Here is a 16,799-nt window from a genome sequence, read left to right on the forward strand (position 1 = left end):
GCTCGGCCCGTGCTCGGGCCCGGTCACCCGCCACGTGGACGCGGTCACCCGCCACGTAGAATCGACTGCGATCCCCCCTTCCACCGCCCCCGAGGACCCCGGAGGGCTACTTCGTGCTGATCCTCGTCGCCAGCCATCTCGTGCTCGCGGCACTCTGTCCGTGGCTGGTGCGGCGGTGGGGCCGCCGGGCGTTCGGCGCAATCGCCCTCGCGCCGCTCGCGGGCACCGTGTGGCTGGGCCTCCAGGGCCCGCGGGTGCTGGACGGCGAGAGCCTCACCGAGATCCACTCCTGGGTCGGCAGCATCGGCCTGGACCTGGCCTTCCGGCTCGGCCCGCTGCAGTGGCTGCTGGCGCTGGTCGTGCTCGGCGTCGGCAGCGTCGTGATCGCCTACTGCGGCTGGTACTTCCACGCCGACAGCCTCGGGGTCCCCCGCTTCGCCGCCGTCCTGACCGCGTTCCTCGCGGCGATGCTCGGCCTCGTCCTCGCCGACGACCTGCTGCTGCTCTACGTCTTCTGGGAGCTGACCACTGTCTTCTCCTTCCTGCTCATCGGCCACGACCCGGCCCGCCGCGCCAACCGCCAGGCAGCCATCCAGGCGCTGATCGTGACCACCGCGGGCGGACTCGCCCTGCTGGTCGGAGCCCTGCTGCTCGCCTCGCAGGCCGGCACCGGCCGGATCAGCGAGATCCTGGCGGACCCGCCGACCGGCACCGCCGTCGTCGTGGCGGTGCACCTGCTGCTGATCGGCGCGCTCAGCAAGTCGGCACTGGTGCCGTTCCACTTCTGGCTGCCCGCCGCGATGGCGGCGCCGACGCCGGTCAGCGCCTACCTGCACGCCGCCTCGATGGTGAAGGCCGGGGTCTACCTGGTCGCGCTGCTGGCCCCCGCCTTCGCCGGCATCGCCGGCTGGCGCAGCCTGGTGCTCGGCCTCGGCCTGCTCACGATGCTGCTCGGCGGTCTGCGGGCACTGCGCCAGCACGACCTGAAGCTGCTGCTCGCCTACGGCACCGTCAGCCAGCTCGGGTTCCTGATCCTGGTGCTCGGCATCGGCACCCGCAGCGCGCTGGTGGCGGGCCTCGGCCTGCTGCTGGCCCACGCGCTGTTCAAGGCCACGCTGTTCCTCGTCGTCGGCATCATCGACCGCTGCACCGGTGTGCGGGACCTGCGCCGGCTCACCGGCCTGGGCCGCCGGATGCCGGTCGTGGCCGTCGCCGCCACGCTCGCCGCCGCCTCGATGGCCGGCGTCCCGCCGCTGCTGGGCTACGTCGCGAAGGAGAGCGTCTTCGTCGCCCTCGTCGACGTGGCCGCCACCGGGGACGGCACCGGCCTGGACACTGCGACCGGGTGGCTCGTGCTCATCGGCGTGGTCGTGGGCTCGGCCCTCACCGCCGCCTACTCCGCCCGCTTCCTGTGGGGCGCCTTCGCCGACCGGGAGGTCGAGGAGGAGCTCGTGGTCCGCCCGGTCCGGGCCGGGTTCGTCGCCGGGCCGGTGCTGCTCGCCGGCCTCTCGCTGGTCCTGGGCTTCCTCGGCCGGCCGCTGACCGAGGCGATCCTGGCGTACGCCGAGGAGGTGCCCGCCGGCGCCCACGAGCCGGAGCTGGCGCTGTGGCACGGGGTGGGCCTCCCGCTCGGCGCCACCGTGGTCGCGCTGACCGCCGGCGCGCTGCTCTTCGTGGCCCGCCGCCCGGTCGCCGCGCTGCAGGCCCGCTTCGCCCACGACCTCAGCTTCGAGCGTCTCTACCGGGGCACGATGCGGACCCTGGACCGCACGGCCGTCGAGGTCACCGGCCTGGTGCAGCGCGGCTCCGCCGCGGCGTACCTCGGGGTGATCCTGCTGGTCGTCGTCGTGGTCCCCGGGTCGGCGCTGCTGGCGGCGTGGGACGGCATCTCGTTCCGGTGGTGGGACACCCCCGCCCAGGCGGCGGCCGGGGTCGTGATCGTGATCGCCGCGGTGATGGCCACCCGTTCGCGGCGCCGGCTGCGCGCGGTGCTGCTCGCCGGGGCGACCGGCTACGGCACCGCCGTCCTCTTCGTGCTGCACGGCGCTCCCGACCTGGCGCTGACCCAGGTGCTGGTCGAGACGCTCACCATCGTCGTGTTCGTGCTGGCGCTGCGCCGGCTGCCGGAGTACTTCACCGACCGCCCGCTGAGCCGCCAGCGCTACTGGCGGATGGGGCTCGGGCTGGCGGTCGCCGTGGTCGCCGCCGGCTTCATGCTGGTCGGCGCCGACGCCCGCACCGCCACCCCGGTCTCGGCGGCGCTGCCCGCCGAGGCGCTGGACTACGGCGGGGGCGCGAACATCGTCAACGTCATCCTGGTCGACGTCCGGGCCTGGGACACCCTCGGTGAGATCTCGGTCCTGGTCGCCGCGGCGACCGGCGTCGCCAGCCTGATCTTCATCGACTCCCGCGGGGCCGGCATCCGGCGCGTGCACGAGATCCCGTTCCCGGCCGGGGTCCGCAAGCAGCCGACCCGGCCGGGCCGGCGGGTGTGGCTGGCGGCGCCCCGCACGCTGCCCCCGGAGAGCCGCTCGATCATCTTCGAGGTCATCACCCGGATGGTCTTCCACACGATCATCGTGTTCTCGATCTACCTGCTGCTCGCGGGGCACAACGACCCGGGCGGCGGCTTCGCGGCCGGGATGATGACCGGGCTGGCCCTGGTCATCCGCTACCTGGCCGGCGGCCGCTACGAGCTCGACGAGGCCGCCCCGGTCGACGCGGGCCGGCTGATCGGCTCCGGGCTGGCCGTCGCCGCCGTCGCCGCCCTGCTCCCGCTCGCGTTCGGCGGCGTGGTGCTCCAGAGCGCGGTGATCGACCTGCACCTGCCGCTGCTCGGCGACCTGCACCTGGTCACGTCGGTCTTCTTCGACATCGGCGTCTACCTCGTGGTCGTCGGACTGGCCCTGGACCTGCTCCGGGCCCTCGGCTCCCAGATCGACCGGCAGGTGCTGCGCGAGCGGCGGGCCGCCGAGGCAGCCGAGGCTGCTGAGGCCGGGTCTACCGGGGCCGGCGAGAACGAGCTGGAGGTCACCCGATGAGCGACGTCAACCTCACCCTGGTGCTGATCTCGGCCGCGCTGCTCGGCTGCGGGGTCTACCTGCTGCTCGAGCGCAGCCTGTCCCGGGTGCTCGCCGGCCTGGTGATGATGGGCAACGGCGTCAGCATCGCGTTCCTGGTCTCCAGCGGGCCCGCCGGAGCTCCGCCGATCGCCGGCTCCGCCCCGGACGTCGAGCTCTCCGACCCGCTGCCGCAGGCCATGGTGCTCACCGCGATCGTGATCATGCTCGCGACCACCGCCTTCGTGCTGGCGATGGCCTACCGCAGCTGGCAGCTCAACGGCCACGACGACGTCCAGGACGACCTCGAGGACGCGACCATCCGCCGCCTGGCGACCGCCGACGTCACCTCCGAGGCGTACGCCGAGGTCGCCGACGCGGACGCCGACGACGACCCGCGCGGCTCCGACGAGACCGAGGGTCCCGACGACTCCGAGAAGGCGGCCTCGTGAACAACCTGCTCGTGCCGCTGCCGGTCGCGATCCCGCTGCTCGGAGCGGGCCTCTCGCTGGTGCTCGGCCACCACCCCCGGATCCAGCGCTGGATCAGCATCGTCGCGCTGTCCTCGATGGTGGCGCTGGCCGCGATCCTGATGGTGCAGGCCGACCGGGACGGCCCGCAGACGCTGTGGGTCGGCGGCTGGAGCGAGACCCTCGGCATCGTCCTGGTCGCCGACCGGCTCTCGGCGCTGATGCTGCTGGTCAGCGCGCTGGTCACGCTCGCCGTGCTCGCCTACTCCGTCGGGCAGGGCATGACCGAGGACGAGGAGGGCGCACCGCTGTCGGTCTACCACCCGACGTTCCTCGTCCTGGCCGCCGGCGTCGCGAACGCCTTCCTGGCCGGGGACCTGTTCAACCTGTTCGTCAGCTTCGAGATGCTGCTGTTCGCCAGCTACGTGCTGCTCACCCTGGGCGGGACGGCCACCCGGATCCGCGCGGGCACCATCTACGTGCTGGTCAACCTGCTCTCCTCCACGCTGTTCCTGATCTCGCTGGCGGTCGTGTACGCCGCCACCGGCACGCTCACCCTGGCGCACCTCGCCGGTCGCATCGCCGACCTGCCCGACTCCGTGTCGCTGATGCTCCAGCTGCTGCTGCTGACGACGTTCGCGATCAAGGCGGCCGTCTTCCCGCTCTCGCTGTGGCTGCCCGACAGCTACCCGACCGCGCCCGCGCCGGTGACAGCCGTCTTCGCCGGCCTGCTCACCAAGGTCGGCATCTACGCGATCCTGCGGGTCCAGACGCTGCTGTTCCCCGACAGCCACCTCACCGACCTGCTGCTGTGGGCCGCGCTGCTCACGATGATCGTCGGCATCCTGGGCGCGATCGCCCAGTCCGACATCAAGCGGATGCTCTCGTTCACGCTGGTCAGCCACATCGGCTACCTGGTCCTCGGCATCGCGCTGGCCGGGACCGCCGGGGTCGCGGGCACGATCTTCTACATCGTCCACCACATCACCGTGCAGACCGCCCTGTTCCTCGTGGTCGGGCTGGTGGAGCGCCGCGCCGGCAGCTCCTCGCTGCTCCGGATCGGCGGTCTGGCCCGGATCGCGCCGCTGCTGGCGGTGCTCTTCTTCGTCCCGGCCATGAACCTGGCCGGCATCCCGCCGTTCTCCGGGTTCATCGGCAAGGTCGGGCTGCTCCAGGCGGCGCAGGGCAACGGGTCGCCGCTCGCGTGGCTGCTGGTGACCGCCGGCGTCCTCACCAGCCTGCTCACGCTGTACGCCGTGGCCAAGACCTGGGCGGTCGCGTTCTGGCGCACCCCCCGCGAGGCCCACGAGGCGCTGGAGGCGATCGGCAGCACCGGCGGCTCCCCGCCTCCCGGCCACGACACCAAGCCGCTCGTGCAGCACCGCGGCCACATCCACACCGCCGGCGGGATCCTGTCCTCGCACGACATCGAGGACGCCCGCCGCCTCGAGGACGACGACCAGCCCGAGCGCGACCTCCAGCAGCTGATCCTCGCCGGCGACGACAACGCCCACCTCCCGCTCAGCATGGTCGGGCCCACCGCGGCCCTGGTCGCCCTCAGCGTGGCGCTGACAGTCGTCGCCGGACCGCTCTACGCCTACAGCGACCGGGCCGCCCGCGACCTGGTCGGTCAGACGTCGTACGTCGAGACCGTGCTGCCCGGGGGCGAGCGGTGAGCCCGCAGCTGCGCACCCGCCGCGACGGCAGCTCGCGGCCGGTCCGCTACCGCGCGCTCCAGCCGATGGCCGTGGTCTGGCTGACAGTGGTCTGGCTGCTGCTGTGGGGCAGCTTCTCCCCGCTGCTGGTGCTCTCCGGCGTGCTGGTCGCGGTGCTGTCCTGCCTGGCCTTCCCGCTGCCCCCGATCTCGCTGTTCACGCGGGTGCACCCGTGGCGGCTGGTCACGCTGGTCGCCGGGTTCCTCGTTTCGATCGTGCGCGCGAGCATCGAGGTCTCGATGGTGGTGCTGCGGCGCCGCCCGGTGCGCAACGCGGTCATCGCGGTCGACCTGGAGAGCTCCTCGGACTTCGTGCTGACCGGCGTCGCGGCGATGCTGTCGCTGGTGCCGGGGTCGGTGGTCGTCGAGGCCCGACGCTCGACCCACACCCTCTACCTGCACGTGCTCGACGTACCGGACCGCGCGGCGGCCGAGCGGTTCCGCGCCCAGGCGCTCGCCGTCGAGCAGCGCTTCCTGGCGGCGTTCGTCCCGAGCCCGGAGCCGGACGACAGCCGCACCCCCGAGCGAGGTCGCGCATGAGCGCCGTCCTCGCCGTCGCCGCCGCGATGCTCACGGTCGCGGCCCTGGTCCTGCTGGTCCGGCTCACGATCGGGCCGACGATCCTGGACCGCAGCGTCGCGCTCGACGTGCTGATGTCGGTCACGATCTGCGCGACCGCGCTCTACTCCGCCCACTTCGACCGCACCGAGGTCCTGCCGGTCCTGCTGGTGCTGGCCATGGTCGGGTTCGTGGGGGCGGTGAGCATCGCCCGCTACGCCAACGGCAGCGACGACGTCGAGGCCGAGGGCGAGGCCGACGAGAGCCCGGAGGAGGACCGATGAGCTGGACCGTGGTCGCCGACGTGCTCGCCGCCGTCTGCCTGCTCAGCGGCGCCTTCTTCGCCCTGGTCGCGGCGATCGGCGTGCTGCGGCTGCCCGACCTGCTGAGCCGGATGCACGCGGCCACCAAGCCCCAGGTGATCGGCATGATGCTCGTCGTGGTCGGCCTGGCCCTGCGGCTGCGCGACCCCAGCGTGCTGGGCCTGCTGCTGCTGGTGATCATCATGCAGATGGCCACCAGCGTGGTCTCCAGCCACATGGTCGGGCGCGCGTCGTTCCGCGCCGGCCAGGTCCGCCAGGACCTGCTCGTCGTCGACGAGCTCAGCGAGTCGGTGGAGGACTGGACGGAGCCGCGGGGGGCGCCGTAGCCGAGCCCCCCAGCGGCAGCTCGAGGACGCCGGGTCCGGCGGCGATCCGGATCGGGATGCCCCAGTCCTGCTGGTGCATCCGGCAGGCGGCGCCCTCGCCGCCGGCGGCGTCGCAGGAGGCCGCCCGGGCGGCGACGTGCAGGACGCCTCCGCCGACGTGCGGGTCGAGGACCAGGGTGCGGGTCAGGTCGGTGCCGCGGCCGCCACCCTCGCGGAGCAGGGCGGGCGGGGTCGCCTCGACGACCAGCTGGGTGGCGGGGCCGAACCGGTCGTCGACCTTCTGGCCCGGCGGCGGCTCGAAGGCCACCCGCAGCTCGAGGCGGTCGCCGACCTCGGTGACCGGGCGCTGGGTGGTGTGCGCGAACCCGTCGGTGCGGGTGCCGGCCGCGCCGAGGGGCAACCCGGTCAGCCGGTGCGCCGTGGACTCCACCACGACCAGCCGGTCGCCGTCGACGTACGCCCCGCTCGGCTCGGCCAGGTCGGTCGCCAGCGTGGTCAGCTCGCCGCCGGCGGGGTCGTAGCGGCGCACCGCGCCGTTGTAGGTGTCGCAGACCGCTACCGAGCCGTCGGGCAGCACCGCCACGCCGAGCGGGTGCTGCAGGAGCGCCTCGGCGGCCGGGCCGTCGCGGAAGCCGAACTCGAAGAGCCCGGACCCGACAGCTGTGTGGACGCTGCCGTCGGCCTCGAGCCAGCGCAGCGCCGAGGTCTCGCTGTCGGCCAGCCAAAGCCGGTCGCCGTCGGGCGCGAGCCCCGAGGTCTGGGCGAACCACGCCTGCGCCGCCGGGCCGTCCAGGAGCCCCTCGTTCGCGGTGCCCGCGGCGACCTCGACGGCGCCGGTGCGCGGGTCGAGGGTCCACAGCTGGTGCAGGCCGGCCATCGCCACCCAGACCCGGTCCCGCCACCAGGCCACGTCCCAGGGGCTGGAGAGCCGGGCGGTCCCGTCGCCGGGCATCGCCTGCTCGCCGTCGCCGGCCAGCACCCGGGTCTCCCCCGTCGCCAGCGCGATGCCGTGCAGGCGGTGGCCGACGGTGTCGGCGACCACCACGTCGTAGCCGACCTCGGCGGCCACCTCGGCCGGCAGCAGGCACAGCCCGTTGGGCTCGCGGAAGCCCCCGAACCGGCGCAGCACGGCCCCGTCGGCGCCGAGCTCGACGACCTCGTCGTGGCCCGCGTCGGCGACCAGCACCCGCCCGTCGGCCAGCGGCACCGCCTTGGCCGGGAACCGCAGGTCGGTCGACTCCACTGGCGGTGCGACGTACGGCGAGTCGCCGGGCTGGAGCGTGCCCCGCTCGCGGTGCTGGGCCACCAGGTCGGTCAGCAGCGCGTCGATCGCGTGGGCGTGGCCCTCCCCGGCGTACTGCGCCACCACGTAGCCCTCGGGGTCGACCAGCACCAGGGTCGGCCAGGCGCGGGCCGTGTAGGCCTGCCAGGTCACCAGGTCGGGGTCGTCGAGGACCGCGTGGTGGACGCCGTAGCGCTCGACGGCCTGGGCCAGCGCGACCGGGTCGGCCTCGTGGACGAACTTCGGGGAGTGCACGCCGACGACGACCAGCTCCTCGGCGTACTTCTCCTCCACCGGGCGCAGCTCGTCGATGACGTGCAGGCAGTTGACGCAGCAGAAGGTCCAGAAGTCCAGCAGCACGAACCGGCCCCGCAGGTCGCGCAGGGAGAGCGGGCCGTCGGTGTTCAGCCAGCCGCGGCCGGCGAGCTCGGGGGCGCGGACGCGGGGGGTCGTGCTCATGGGACCAGTCTGCCGCGCGGGCCGGCCCCGCCCGGGCCCGGTGTGCCCGGGACGCGTCTAGGCTCACGGCCATGGACGCCACAGCGCAGGACCGGCTCGCGGGGTACGTCGAGGTGTGGTGGCAGGCGGTCGAGTCGTTCACCCGGCTGCTCGAGCAGGTCCCGGACGAGCAGTGGTCCGCCCCCACCGACCTGCCCGGGTGGGACGTGCGCGCGGTCGCCGCGCACACCGCCCACCTCGAGAGCGTGCTGGCCACCGGCGCGGAGGAGACCGCCGAGATCGGCGAGCCCGCCCACGTGACCGGGCCGCTGGGCCGCTACACCGAGATCGGCGTGGTCAACCGGCGCACCGCGAGCCCCGCCGCGATCCGCGAGGAGATCCGGCGCAGCACCGCCGCCCGGCACGCCGCGCTGCTCGCGGACCCGCCCGCCGACGCGGACGCCCGGCCGGAGCGGATCTTCGGCGGCGTGCCGTGGAGCTGGGAGACGCTGCTGCGCAACCGCCCCCTCGACGTCTGGATGCACGAGCAGGACGTACGCCGCGCGGTCGGCCGCCCCGGCGGCCTGGACACCGCGGCGGCCCGGCACACCGCCGAGTACCTCGCCGAGGGGCTCGGCTACGTGCTGGCCCGCAAGACCGGCGCCCCGCCCGGAGCCAGCGTCGTGCTCGACCTGGCCGGCAGCGCGCCGTACGCGTTCACGGTCACCGACGCCGGCCGCGGGGAGCGGCTGCCCGCACCGCCGCCCGACCCCACCGTCCGGCTGGGCGCGGACCGGGAGACCTACGTGCTGCTCGCCGGTGGCCGCCGGCCCGGCGCCGCCGCGGACCTCACCGTCGAGGGCGACGCCGAGCTCGGCCGGCTGCTCGTCGCGAACCTGGCGACCACGCCATGAGCGAGGCACCCGAGGTCGCGACCGACACCTGGAGCCCCGCGGACATCCCGGACCAGGCCGGCCGCACCGCACTGGTCACCGGCACCACCCTCGGCGGCCTCGGCCACCACACCGCGCTGGAGCTGGCCCGCCGCGGCGCCCGGGTGGTGCTCGCGGGGCGCAGCGAGGAGAAGCTCGCCGCGACGGCGGCGGCGATCCGCAGCGAGGTCCCGGCCGCGGCCCCCGAGCAGCTGCACGTCGACGTCGCCAGCCTGTCGTCGGTACGCCGCGCGGCCGCCGACGCCGCCCGGCTCGGCCCGATCGACGTCCTGGTCAACAACGCCGGCGTGATGGCCCCGCCGTACTCCCGCACCGAGGACGGCCTGGAGCTGCAGCTGGCGACCAACCATCTCGGCCCGTTCCTGCTCACCGGGCTGCTGCTGCCCCAGCTGGTCGCCAGCGGCGCGGGGACTGTCGTGACCGTCTCCTCGGTCATGCACCGGGTCGCGCGCAGCGCCCCGCTGGGCGACCCCCGCGCCGAGCAGCCGGGGCGCTACCGCCGCTGGCAGGTCTACGCCCAGACGAAGCTGGCGAACCTGCTGTTCACCTACGAGCTGGACCGGCGCGCGCGGGCGGCAGCGGTGCCGGTCAAGGCGCTCGCCGCCCACCCCGGTCTCGCCGGCACCCACCTGGCGGCCAACGGGCAGTTCGGCCGGGCCACCGGCGGGGCCGCCACGATCCTGAACGCCGCGGTCCGGGCGGTCTCCCAGCCGGCCGCCCGGGGCGCCTGGCCGACCCTGATGGCCGCCACCGCCGACCTGCCGGGCGCGACGTACTGCGGGCCCGGCGGGCTTCAGGAGGTCAGCGGCCCGCCGCGGGTGGTGAGCAGCAGCCAGCTCTCCCACGACGAGGACGCCCAGCGCCGGCTCTGGGAGCTCAGCGAGCGGGTCACCGGGATCCGCTACCCCTGAGTCCTGCCCCTGACCAGAGCTCCCCCGACCAAAGTTCCCCCGGCCGCCGTCTCCGGGCCGATGCCCGGGCCGGTGGCGACTCCTAGGCTCGACAGGTGCCTCGATCCGTGCCCGACTCCCCCGCCCAGGCCTGGGACCTCGTCACCCCCGAGGGTCGCCACCACGTCGAGGTCCGGGGCTCGGTGACCCGGCGCGTCGTGTGGCTGCGCGACGGCGTCGTCATCGCCCGCAAGGCCGCGATGGACGACAAGATCCGGCTGCGGCCCGGCGACGGGCTCGACGAGGAGGAACGCACCCGCCTCCCTGACGGACTCGGCATGGTCGCGGTGCTCTTCACGACGCTGGGCCGGCCCCGCCGCGCCACCCTCTACACCGCCGACGAGGCCTCGGAGCTGACCTCGCTGAGCGGCCTCGGCGGCCTGGACCTGGACCCCGAGCCCGGCTCGCGCGCCGCGGCGTACGAGGACCGGGTGCTGGCCCACCCGCGCCGCTATGCAGTCATCCAGACCGCGGGCGGGGTGGCCGCGGTGCTGGTCCCGATCCTGGTGGCCGCGCTGCTGGCCCGGATCGCGTTCACGGTCCCGTGGCCGGACCTGCCGCGCATCCCCTTGCCGGACCTGCCGTCGATCCCCTGGCCGGACCTGCCGTCGATCCCGCTGCCGGACTGGTCACTGCCCGATTGGTCAGTGCCGGGCTGGCTGGCCTGGATCCTGGACCACGTGAAGTACGTCTGGCCGATCGTGCTGGCCTACGTGCTGGCGCGCGGCGAGGTCCGCCGCCGGCGCCAGCAGGCCGAACGGCGCGCGGCCGCGCGGGCGAGCGTCGAGGAGCCCGACAGCACCGACGAGGCCGACCGGGGCCCCGGCCGGCCGTGACCCGGTCTCGGGCTCAGCGCTTGTCGCGGACCCGGACCATCCCGCCCAGCGTCGCGACGTACGCCGAGCCGTCCGGGCCGAGCGTGACCGCGGCGCCGTGGTTGTCCCGCAGCGCGCCCAGGCCGGCGCGCACCGAGAAGCGGGTGCGCCCGGTGCGGGCGTCGATCGCGGTGAGGTACCACGCGTCGACGCCCCACCAGCTGCGCGGCTTGGTCCAGGTGTAGAGCAGGCCGGTCGCCAGCGACACCTTCGCCGCCGCCGACGGCGCGACCTCCGGGGAGGTCCACGCGACGGTGCACGCGCCGTCCCGGTGGTCGACCCGGGCCAGCCCGGGCGAGGTGGTCCGGCCGAGCAGCGTGCGCAGCGGTCCGCCGTAGCCGTGGTTGTTCTCGACCACGACGCCGCCGCCCACCGCAACGAGGGCGCTGCGGGTCGCGGCGCTGCCCTCGTCGAAGACCGCGGCCCGGCACACCTCGCTGCCGTCGCCGGTGCGCCGGAAGACCACCTGGAGCCGCCCGCCGCCATGGTCGGTGCCGGCCAGCACCCCGCCGGGCAGGATCGTCGGCGCCGGGTCCCCGGCGAGCGGCCCGTCCGGGCGCTCGCCGCCGCCGCGGGGCGCGCGCCACCGCACGGAGGGCCGCTCGGCCGGGTCGGCCGCGAGCTTGTAGACCGCCGCGGTGGTTGCGACGTAGACCCCGCCGTCGCGGTCGGCGCTCAGCGAGCCGGTGATCGGCTCGCCGAGGTCGGTCACCTCGGCACCGCCGGCACCGCCGGCACCGCCGGATCTGATGGCCCCGACCCGCCCGTCCCGGCTGGCCCACCAGATCCGGCCGCCCCAGTCGGGCAGCAGCGCGACCAGGCAGTCGTCCGCGGGCACGTGCGCCGACAGGTCGTGGGCGAGGTCGGTGGTCAGGTCCGCGGCGCCGTCGGCGTCGTCGGTGCGGACCACGAGCACCCGGCGGTCGGTGGTCGCCACGACGGCCCGGTCCCGGTCGTCGAGGTAGAACGCCGAGCGGCCGCAGGGCGACTGCGCCGCCGGCCCGTCGCCCTCGGGCCGGCCGGGCAGATCCTTGGTGGCGAGCGGCCGCATCGTCTCGGCGTCGAGCACCCGCAGGGTCGCCGCGGCCCGGCCCTCGCACAGCACGACCAGCCGGTCGTGGGCGTCGACCGCGACGGTGGCGCACGCCCGCATCCCGAACCACGCGGAGTCGACCTCGACGGAGTCACCCAGCGGGCCCGGCCCGGCGTACGCGCCGCTGGACCAGGCGTCGTTGTGGCGCCCGCTGCGGCCGTTGGCGGCCAGGTGCGGGTGCTGCGGGACCGCCATCTCGATCGGCTGCGCCCGCGCCGCGCGTCCGACGTACGCCGGCGTGACCGCGGCACCGGGACCGGGCGGGATCGGCAGCCAGCCGTCCGGGACCACGACGACCAGGCCGGCGAGCGCCACCACGGCGACCGTCCAGCCGGCGACCACCCGCCAGGTGGGCCGCAGCCAGTCCCGCACCCGCCGGCTCCCGAGCAGCGCCAGTGCGGCCACCAGGACGACCGGGCCGACGGCGCCGACGAGGAGGGCCACCCCGACCAGGGCAGCCGTGCGCGGGAGCCTCATCGCGGCGAGTGCCCCCGACGACCGCGCTGTCCCATGCGGCGATCCTCTCAGGGGCGGACCGTCCGCGCCGGGAGGTCGGGCGTTTCCGCCGACGCGAGATCGGCCACCATGAGGCCATGCCCCATCCCCGCGCCGGCACCCCCGCGCAGCCCGAGGACCTCGTCGACGTCGCCCACCTCGTGACGGCGTACTACACCGGGCGGCCCGACCCCGAGGACCCCGACCAGCAGGTCGCCTTCGGCACCAGCGGACACCGCGGCTCCTCGCTGCGCACCTCGTTCAACGAGACCCACATCCTCGCCACCACCCAGGCGATCTGCGACTACCGCCGCGAGCAGGGGTACGACGGCCCGCTGTTCCTGGGCCGCGACACCCACGCGCTGTCCGAGCCGGCCTGGGCGACCGCGCTGGAGGTGCTGGCCGCCAACGACGTCACCGTGCTCGTCGACGCCGACGACCGCTTCACGCCCACCCCGGCCGTCTCGCACGCGATCCTGCGGGCCAACGCCGGGCGGGTCTCGACAGGCTCGACCACCGGGGCAGGCTCGACCGGCGGGGCGTCCGGGCTCGCCGACGGCATCGTGGTCACCCCGTCGCACAACCCGCCGGCCGACGGCGGGTTCAAGTACAACCCGCCGCACGGCGGACCGGCCGGCACCGACGCCACCTCGGCGATCGCCACCCGGGCCAACGCGCTGATCGCCGCCGACCTGGACGGCGTCCGCCGGATCCCGTTCGCCCGCGCGCGGCGGGCGGCGACGGCGTACGACTTCCTCGGGACCTACGTCGACGACCTGCCGAGCGTGGTCGACCTGGCGGCGATCCGGTCCGCGGGCGTCCGGATCGGCGCGGACCCGATGGGCGGCGCGGCTGTCGACTACTGGGGCGCGATCGCCGAGCGGCACGGCCTGGACCTGACAGTGGTGAACCCGCTCGTCGACCCGACCTGGCGGTTCATGACGCTGGACTGGGACGGCAAGATCCGGATGGACTGCTCCTCGCCGTCGGCGATGGCCTCGCTGGTGGCGCAGCGGTCCTCCTACGACATCGCGACCGGCAACGACGCCGACGCCGACCGGCACGGCATCGTCACCCCCGACGCGGGGCTGATGAATCCCAACGCGTTCCTGGCGGTCGCGATCGGGCACCTGTTCGGCGGCGCCCGCCCGGACTGGCCGGCGGCCGCGCGGATCGGCAAGACGCTGGTCTCCTCCTCGATGATCGACCGGGTCGCCGCCTCCCTCGGCGCCCCGCTGATCGAGGTGCCGGTCGGCTTCAAGTGGTTCGTCCCCGGCCTGCTCGACGGCTCCTTCGGGTTCGGCGGCGAGGAGTCCGCCGGCGCCTCGTTCCTCCGCCGTGACGGCTCGGTGTGGACCACCGACAAGGACGGGCTGCTGCTCTGCCTGCTCGGCGCGGAGATCCTCGCGGCCACCGGCGAGACGCCCTCGCAGCGCTATGCAGCGCTGGTCGCCGAGCACGGCGACCCGGCGTACGCCCGCACCGACGCCCCGGCGACCCGGGAGCAGAAGGCGGCGCTGTCGGCCCTGGCGGCCGACGCGGTCCCGGCGACCACGCTCGCCGGCGAGCCGATCACCGCCAAGCTCACCGAGGCGCCCGGCAACGGCGCCCCGATCGGCGGGCTGAAGGTGACCACGGACTCGGCCTGGTTCGCCGCGCGGCCCTCCGGCACCGAGGACGTCTACAAGATCTACGCCGAGTCCTTCCGCGGGCCCGAGCACCTCGCCCAGGTGCAGCAGGAGGCGCAGGAGGTCGTGCAGGAGGCGCTGGGCTCCTGACTCAGCCGCCGAGCATCCGGCGCATGATGTCGATCTCGGCCTGCTGGGTGACGATGACGTCGGACGCGATCTCGCTGACCCGCACGTGGGCCCCGTCGCGGGCGACGTCCTCGGACATCGCGATGGCCCCCTCGTGGTGGCCGATCATCCCCTGGAGGAAGAGCCGGTCGAACCTCGCTCCCGAGGCCCGCTCGAGCGACGCCATCTGCTCCGGGGAGAGCATGCCCTGCATCTCGTTGTGCCCGTGCTGCCCGTGGTCGTAGGCCGAGGGGTCCTCGGCCGCCCGCGGCACCTCGATGTCGTGTTCCTCCAGCCAGGCGGCCATGGCCAGGATCTCGGGCCGCTGAGCCGCGTGGATCCGGTCCGCGAGCCGGCGGACCCGCGGGTCCGCGGCGCGGGTGCTCGCCAGCTCCGACATCGCCAGGGCCTGGGCGTGGTGCGGGATCATCATCTGCAGGAAGGCGACGTCGGCGTGGTTCCACGGGTCCTCCACCTCGACCTCGTCGGGTCCGACGGTCTCGGCGGCCTCCCCCGGCGCGCCGGGGACGATCACGGTGGGGGCGCTCGGCGTGGCGGTCCCCGCCGTCCCCGCCGACTCAGCCTTCGCCTCGGGCGAGGGCTCGGAGTCCTCCGAGCAGGCCGGGAGGAGGAGCAGAGCGCCGACGAGCGCGGCGGCGTACCGGTAGGTGCGAGGGATTCCCGAGACCACGAAGGCGTCCTTATGTCCGGTGATGTCTGGTGAGCCGCCGCGAAAGCTGCCGCGACAGGCCTTTACGAAGTGATCCGGGTCACGGTATGACAGAGGAGGGTGTCTGGGGAACAGGCCCCCGTTCCCAGCGAAAGGTCCTCGGGCTATGAGCACAGCACGTCACAGCACACCCCCACACCTCAGCCGCCGGTGGCGGCACCTCGCCGCAGGAGCGGCCACGGCGCTCGCCCTGGCCCTCGCCTCGGCCCCCGCCATCGCCCATGACGACACCCACGGCGAGCAGAAGGACGGCGCGAGCAGCACCGCGAGCGCCGGGGCCTGCACCGCCGCGGAGCGCAAGGAGCTGGCCGCCCTCGGCGACAACTTCGTCGCGGCCTGCGACATCGCCGGCAACGACTTCTCCACGCTGCGCACCCCCGCCCGGGCGCTGAAGCCGGGCGAGTCCGACAGCAGCGACAACCTGTCGCTGATCAGCAACATCCCCAAGCAGGGCGCCTTCGCCGACGTCTCGGCACTGAACTCCGACCTGGCGTTCAAGGGCAAGTACGCCTTCGCCGGCAACTACAACGGCTTCATGGTCTACGACATCGCGCGGCCCAAGCACCCGCGGATCGTCACCCAGGTCGTCTGCCCCGGCTCGCAGAACGACATCTCGGTCTACGGCAACCTCCTCGTGCTCTCCGTCGACTCCAGCCGCAGCGACGACTCGTGCAACAGCCAGCCGCTGAGCGCGACGCAGGAGGTCGCCTGGGAGGGTGTGCGCGTCTTCGACATCAGCAACCCGGAGGCCCCGGAGTACGTCGCCGCGGTCGAGACCGCCTGCGGCTCGCACACCCACACGCTGGCTCCGGAGAAGCGCGGGCGGAACCTCTACGTCTACGTCTCCTCGTACTCGCCCAACGCCACCTTCCCCGACTGCCAGCCGCCGCACGACAAGATCAGCATCGTCAAGGTGCCGCTGCGGGACGCGGCGTCCGCCTCGCTGGTCAACGCCCCGGTGCTCTTCCCCGACGGCGGGAACCCGGGCGACGGGTACTCCGCGACGACCAGCGGCTGCCACGACATCACGGCGTACCCCGCCAAGGACATCGCGGCCGGCGCCTGCATGGGTGACGGGGTACTGCTCGACATCTCCGACCGCGAGGCGCCGGAAGTGATCGAGCAGGTGCGCGACGAGGAGAACTTCGCGTTCTGGCACTCGGCGACGTTCAACAACAAGGCGACCAAGGTGGTCTTCACCGACGAGCTCGGCGGTGGCGGCGCCCCGACCTGCAACGCCGAGACCGGCCCCACCAAGGGTGCGAACGCGATCTACGACATCACCCGGGGCAAGCGGGGCAAGGGGAGCCCGCAGCTGGAGTTCCGCAGCTACTACAAGCTCCCGCGCATGCAGGCCGCGACCGAGAACTGCGTGGCCCACAACGGGTCGCTCATCCCGGTCCGGGGCAAGGACATCATGGTCCAGGCCTGGTACCAGGGCGGCATCTCGGTCTTCGACTTCACCAACTCGCGTCGGCCCAAGGAGATCGCCTGGTTCGACCGGGGTCCGCTCTCCGACACCGAGCTGATCCTGGGTGGATCGTGGTCGGCGTACTGGTACAACGGCCACATCTACAGCAACGACATCCAGCAGGGCTTCGACACCCTCGACCTGGATGACCGGCGGGTGAGCAGCGCGAAGAGGGTCCGCATGGACGTCTTCAACCCGCAGTCCCAGCCCTACTACAACAACTGACCCACCCGGCCGGGCCGGTGTCTCCCACGCGTGGGGGGCAC

At 74.2% G+C, this 16,799-nt stretch carries 14 protein-coding genes; 11 read left to right on the forward strand and 3 right to left on the reverse strand.

Translation table 11 applies throughout. The features are described from left to right. The first annotated feature begins 113 nt into the window (after window positions 1-113). Genes EBO35_RS18325 through mnhG form a run of 6 tightly spaced genes read left to right on the forward strand, consistent with a single transcriptional unit; the run spans window position 114 to window position 6,450 of the window. On the forward strand, window positions 114-3,041 hold the full coding sequence (locus EBO35_RS18325; protein ID WP_122819000.1) for a Na+/H+ antiporter subunit A: 2,928 nt from the start codon (window positions 114-116) through the stop codon (window positions 3,039-3,041). Beyond that, window positions 3,038-3,511 carry a Na(+)/H(+) antiporter subunit C gene (locus EBO35_RS18330; protein WP_122819001.1) on the forward strand — a complete coding sequence of 158 codons (474 nt, stop codon included), beginning with the start codon at window positions 3,038-3,040 and terminating at the stop codon, window positions 3,509-3,511. Before EBO35_RS18325 ends, EBO35_RS18330 begins: the two co-directional genes overlap by 4 nt. Next, window positions 3,508-5,205 carry a Na+/H+ antiporter subunit D gene (locus EBO35_RS18335; RefSeq protein WP_122819002.1) on the forward strand — a complete coding sequence of 566 codons (1,698 nt, stop codon included), beginning with the start codon at window positions 3,508-3,510 and terminating at the stop codon, window positions 5,203-5,205. Before EBO35_RS18330 ends, EBO35_RS18335 begins: the two co-directional genes overlap by 4 nt. Further along, window positions 5,202-5,783 carry a Na+/H+ antiporter subunit E gene (locus EBO35_RS18340; RefSeq protein ID WP_122819003.1) on the forward strand — a complete coding sequence of 194 codons (582 nt, stop codon included), beginning with the start codon at window positions 5,202-5,204 and terminating at the stop codon, window positions 5,781-5,783. The genes EBO35_RS18335 and EBO35_RS18340 overlap by 4 nt, the downstream gene beginning before the upstream one ends. Beyond that, complete coding sequence (locus EBO35_RS18345; protein ID WP_122819004.1) at window positions 5,780-6,085, forward strand: monovalent cation/H+ antiporter complex subunit F; 306 nt, start codon at window positions 5,780-5,782, stop codon at window positions 6,083-6,085. Before EBO35_RS18340 ends, EBO35_RS18345 begins: the two co-directional genes overlap by 4 nt. Then, window positions 6,082-6,450: a monovalent cation/H(+) antiporter subunit G gene (gene mnhG / locus EBO35_RS18350; protein WP_122819005.1), complete on the forward strand. Its 369-nt coding sequence runs from the start codon at window positions 6,082-6,084 to the stop codon at window positions 6,448-6,450. The genes EBO35_RS18345 and mnhG overlap by 4 nt, the downstream gene beginning before the upstream one ends. Here the strand turns inward: mnhG and EBO35_RS18355 are convergent. Beyond that, a complete protein-coding gene (locus EBO35_RS18355) occupies window positions 6,404-8,191 on the reverse strand; it encodes an NHL domain-containing thioredoxin family protein (RefSeq protein ID WP_122819006.1) in 1,788 nt (595 codons plus the stop codon). The genes mnhG and EBO35_RS18355 overlap by 47 nt on opposite strands. Before the next feature lie 71 nt (window positions 8,192-8,262). Between EBO35_RS18355 and EBO35_RS18360 the strand changes: the two genes are divergently transcribed. The 3 genes from EBO35_RS18360 (at window position 8,263) to EBO35_RS18370 (ending at window position 10,909) form a co-directional block, all read left to right on the forward strand. Beyond that, entirely contained in the window at window positions 8,263-9,084 is an 822-nt protein-coding gene (locus EBO35_RS18360) for a maleylpyruvate isomerase family mycothiol-dependent enzyme (RefSeq protein WP_122819007.1), read from the forward strand. Next, window positions 9,081-10,034 (forward strand): oxidoreductase, encoded by a 954-nt coding sequence (locus EBO35_RS18365; protein ID WP_122819008.1) that lies wholly within the window; start codon window positions 9,081-9,083, stop codon window positions 10,032-10,034. The genes EBO35_RS18360 and EBO35_RS18365 overlap by 4 nt, the downstream gene beginning before the upstream one ends. Before the next feature lie 95 nt (window positions 10,035-10,129). Beyond that, window positions 10,130-10,909, forward strand: coding sequence for a hypothetical protein (locus EBO35_RS18370; protein WP_164478043.1), 780 nt, complete (start codon window positions 10,130-10,132; stop codon window positions 10,907-10,909). A gap of 13 nt (window positions 10,910-10,922) precedes the next feature. Here EBO35_RS18370 and EBO35_RS18375 read toward each other — a convergent pair whose 3' ends face one another. Beyond that, complete coding sequence (locus EBO35_RS18375) at window positions 10,923-12,518, reverse strand: PQQ-binding-like beta-propeller repeat protein (RefSeq protein ID WP_164478044.1); 1,596 nt, start codon at window positions 12,516-12,518, stop codon at window positions 10,923-10,925. Window positions 12,519-12,634: 116 nt separating this feature from the next. On the opposite strand from EBO35_RS18375, the gene pgm reads away from it, so the two are divergent. Further along, entirely contained in the window at window positions 12,635-14,314 is a 1,680-nt protein-coding gene (gene pgm, locus EBO35_RS18380; protein ID WP_122819011.1) for a phosphoglucomutase (alpha-D-glucose-1,6-bisphosphate-dependent), read from the forward strand. Between the two features lies 1 nt (window position 14,315). Here pgm and EBO35_RS18385 read toward each other — a convergent pair whose 3' ends face one another. After that, the gene (locus EBO35_RS18385) at window positions 14,316-15,023 is read right to left on the reverse strand and encodes a DUF305 domain-containing protein (protein WP_206422612.1); all 708 of its coding nucleotides are present in this window, start codon (window positions 15,021-15,023) and stop codon (window positions 14,316-14,318) included. A 145-nt stretch (window positions 15,024-15,168) separates the two neighbouring features. Between EBO35_RS18385 and EBO35_RS18390 the strand changes: the two genes are divergently transcribed. After that, entirely contained in the window at window positions 15,169-16,758 is a 1,590-nt protein-coding gene (locus tag EBO35_RS18390) for an LVIVD repeat-containing protein (RefSeq protein ID WP_122819012.1), read from the forward strand. The last annotated feature ends 41 nt before the right edge of the window (window positions 16,759-16,799 follow it).

Source organism: Nocardioides pantholopis (assembly GCF_003710085.1).
GTDB lineage: Bacteria > Actinomycetota > Actinomycetes > Propionibacteriales > Nocardioidaceae > Nocardioides > Nocardioides pantholopis.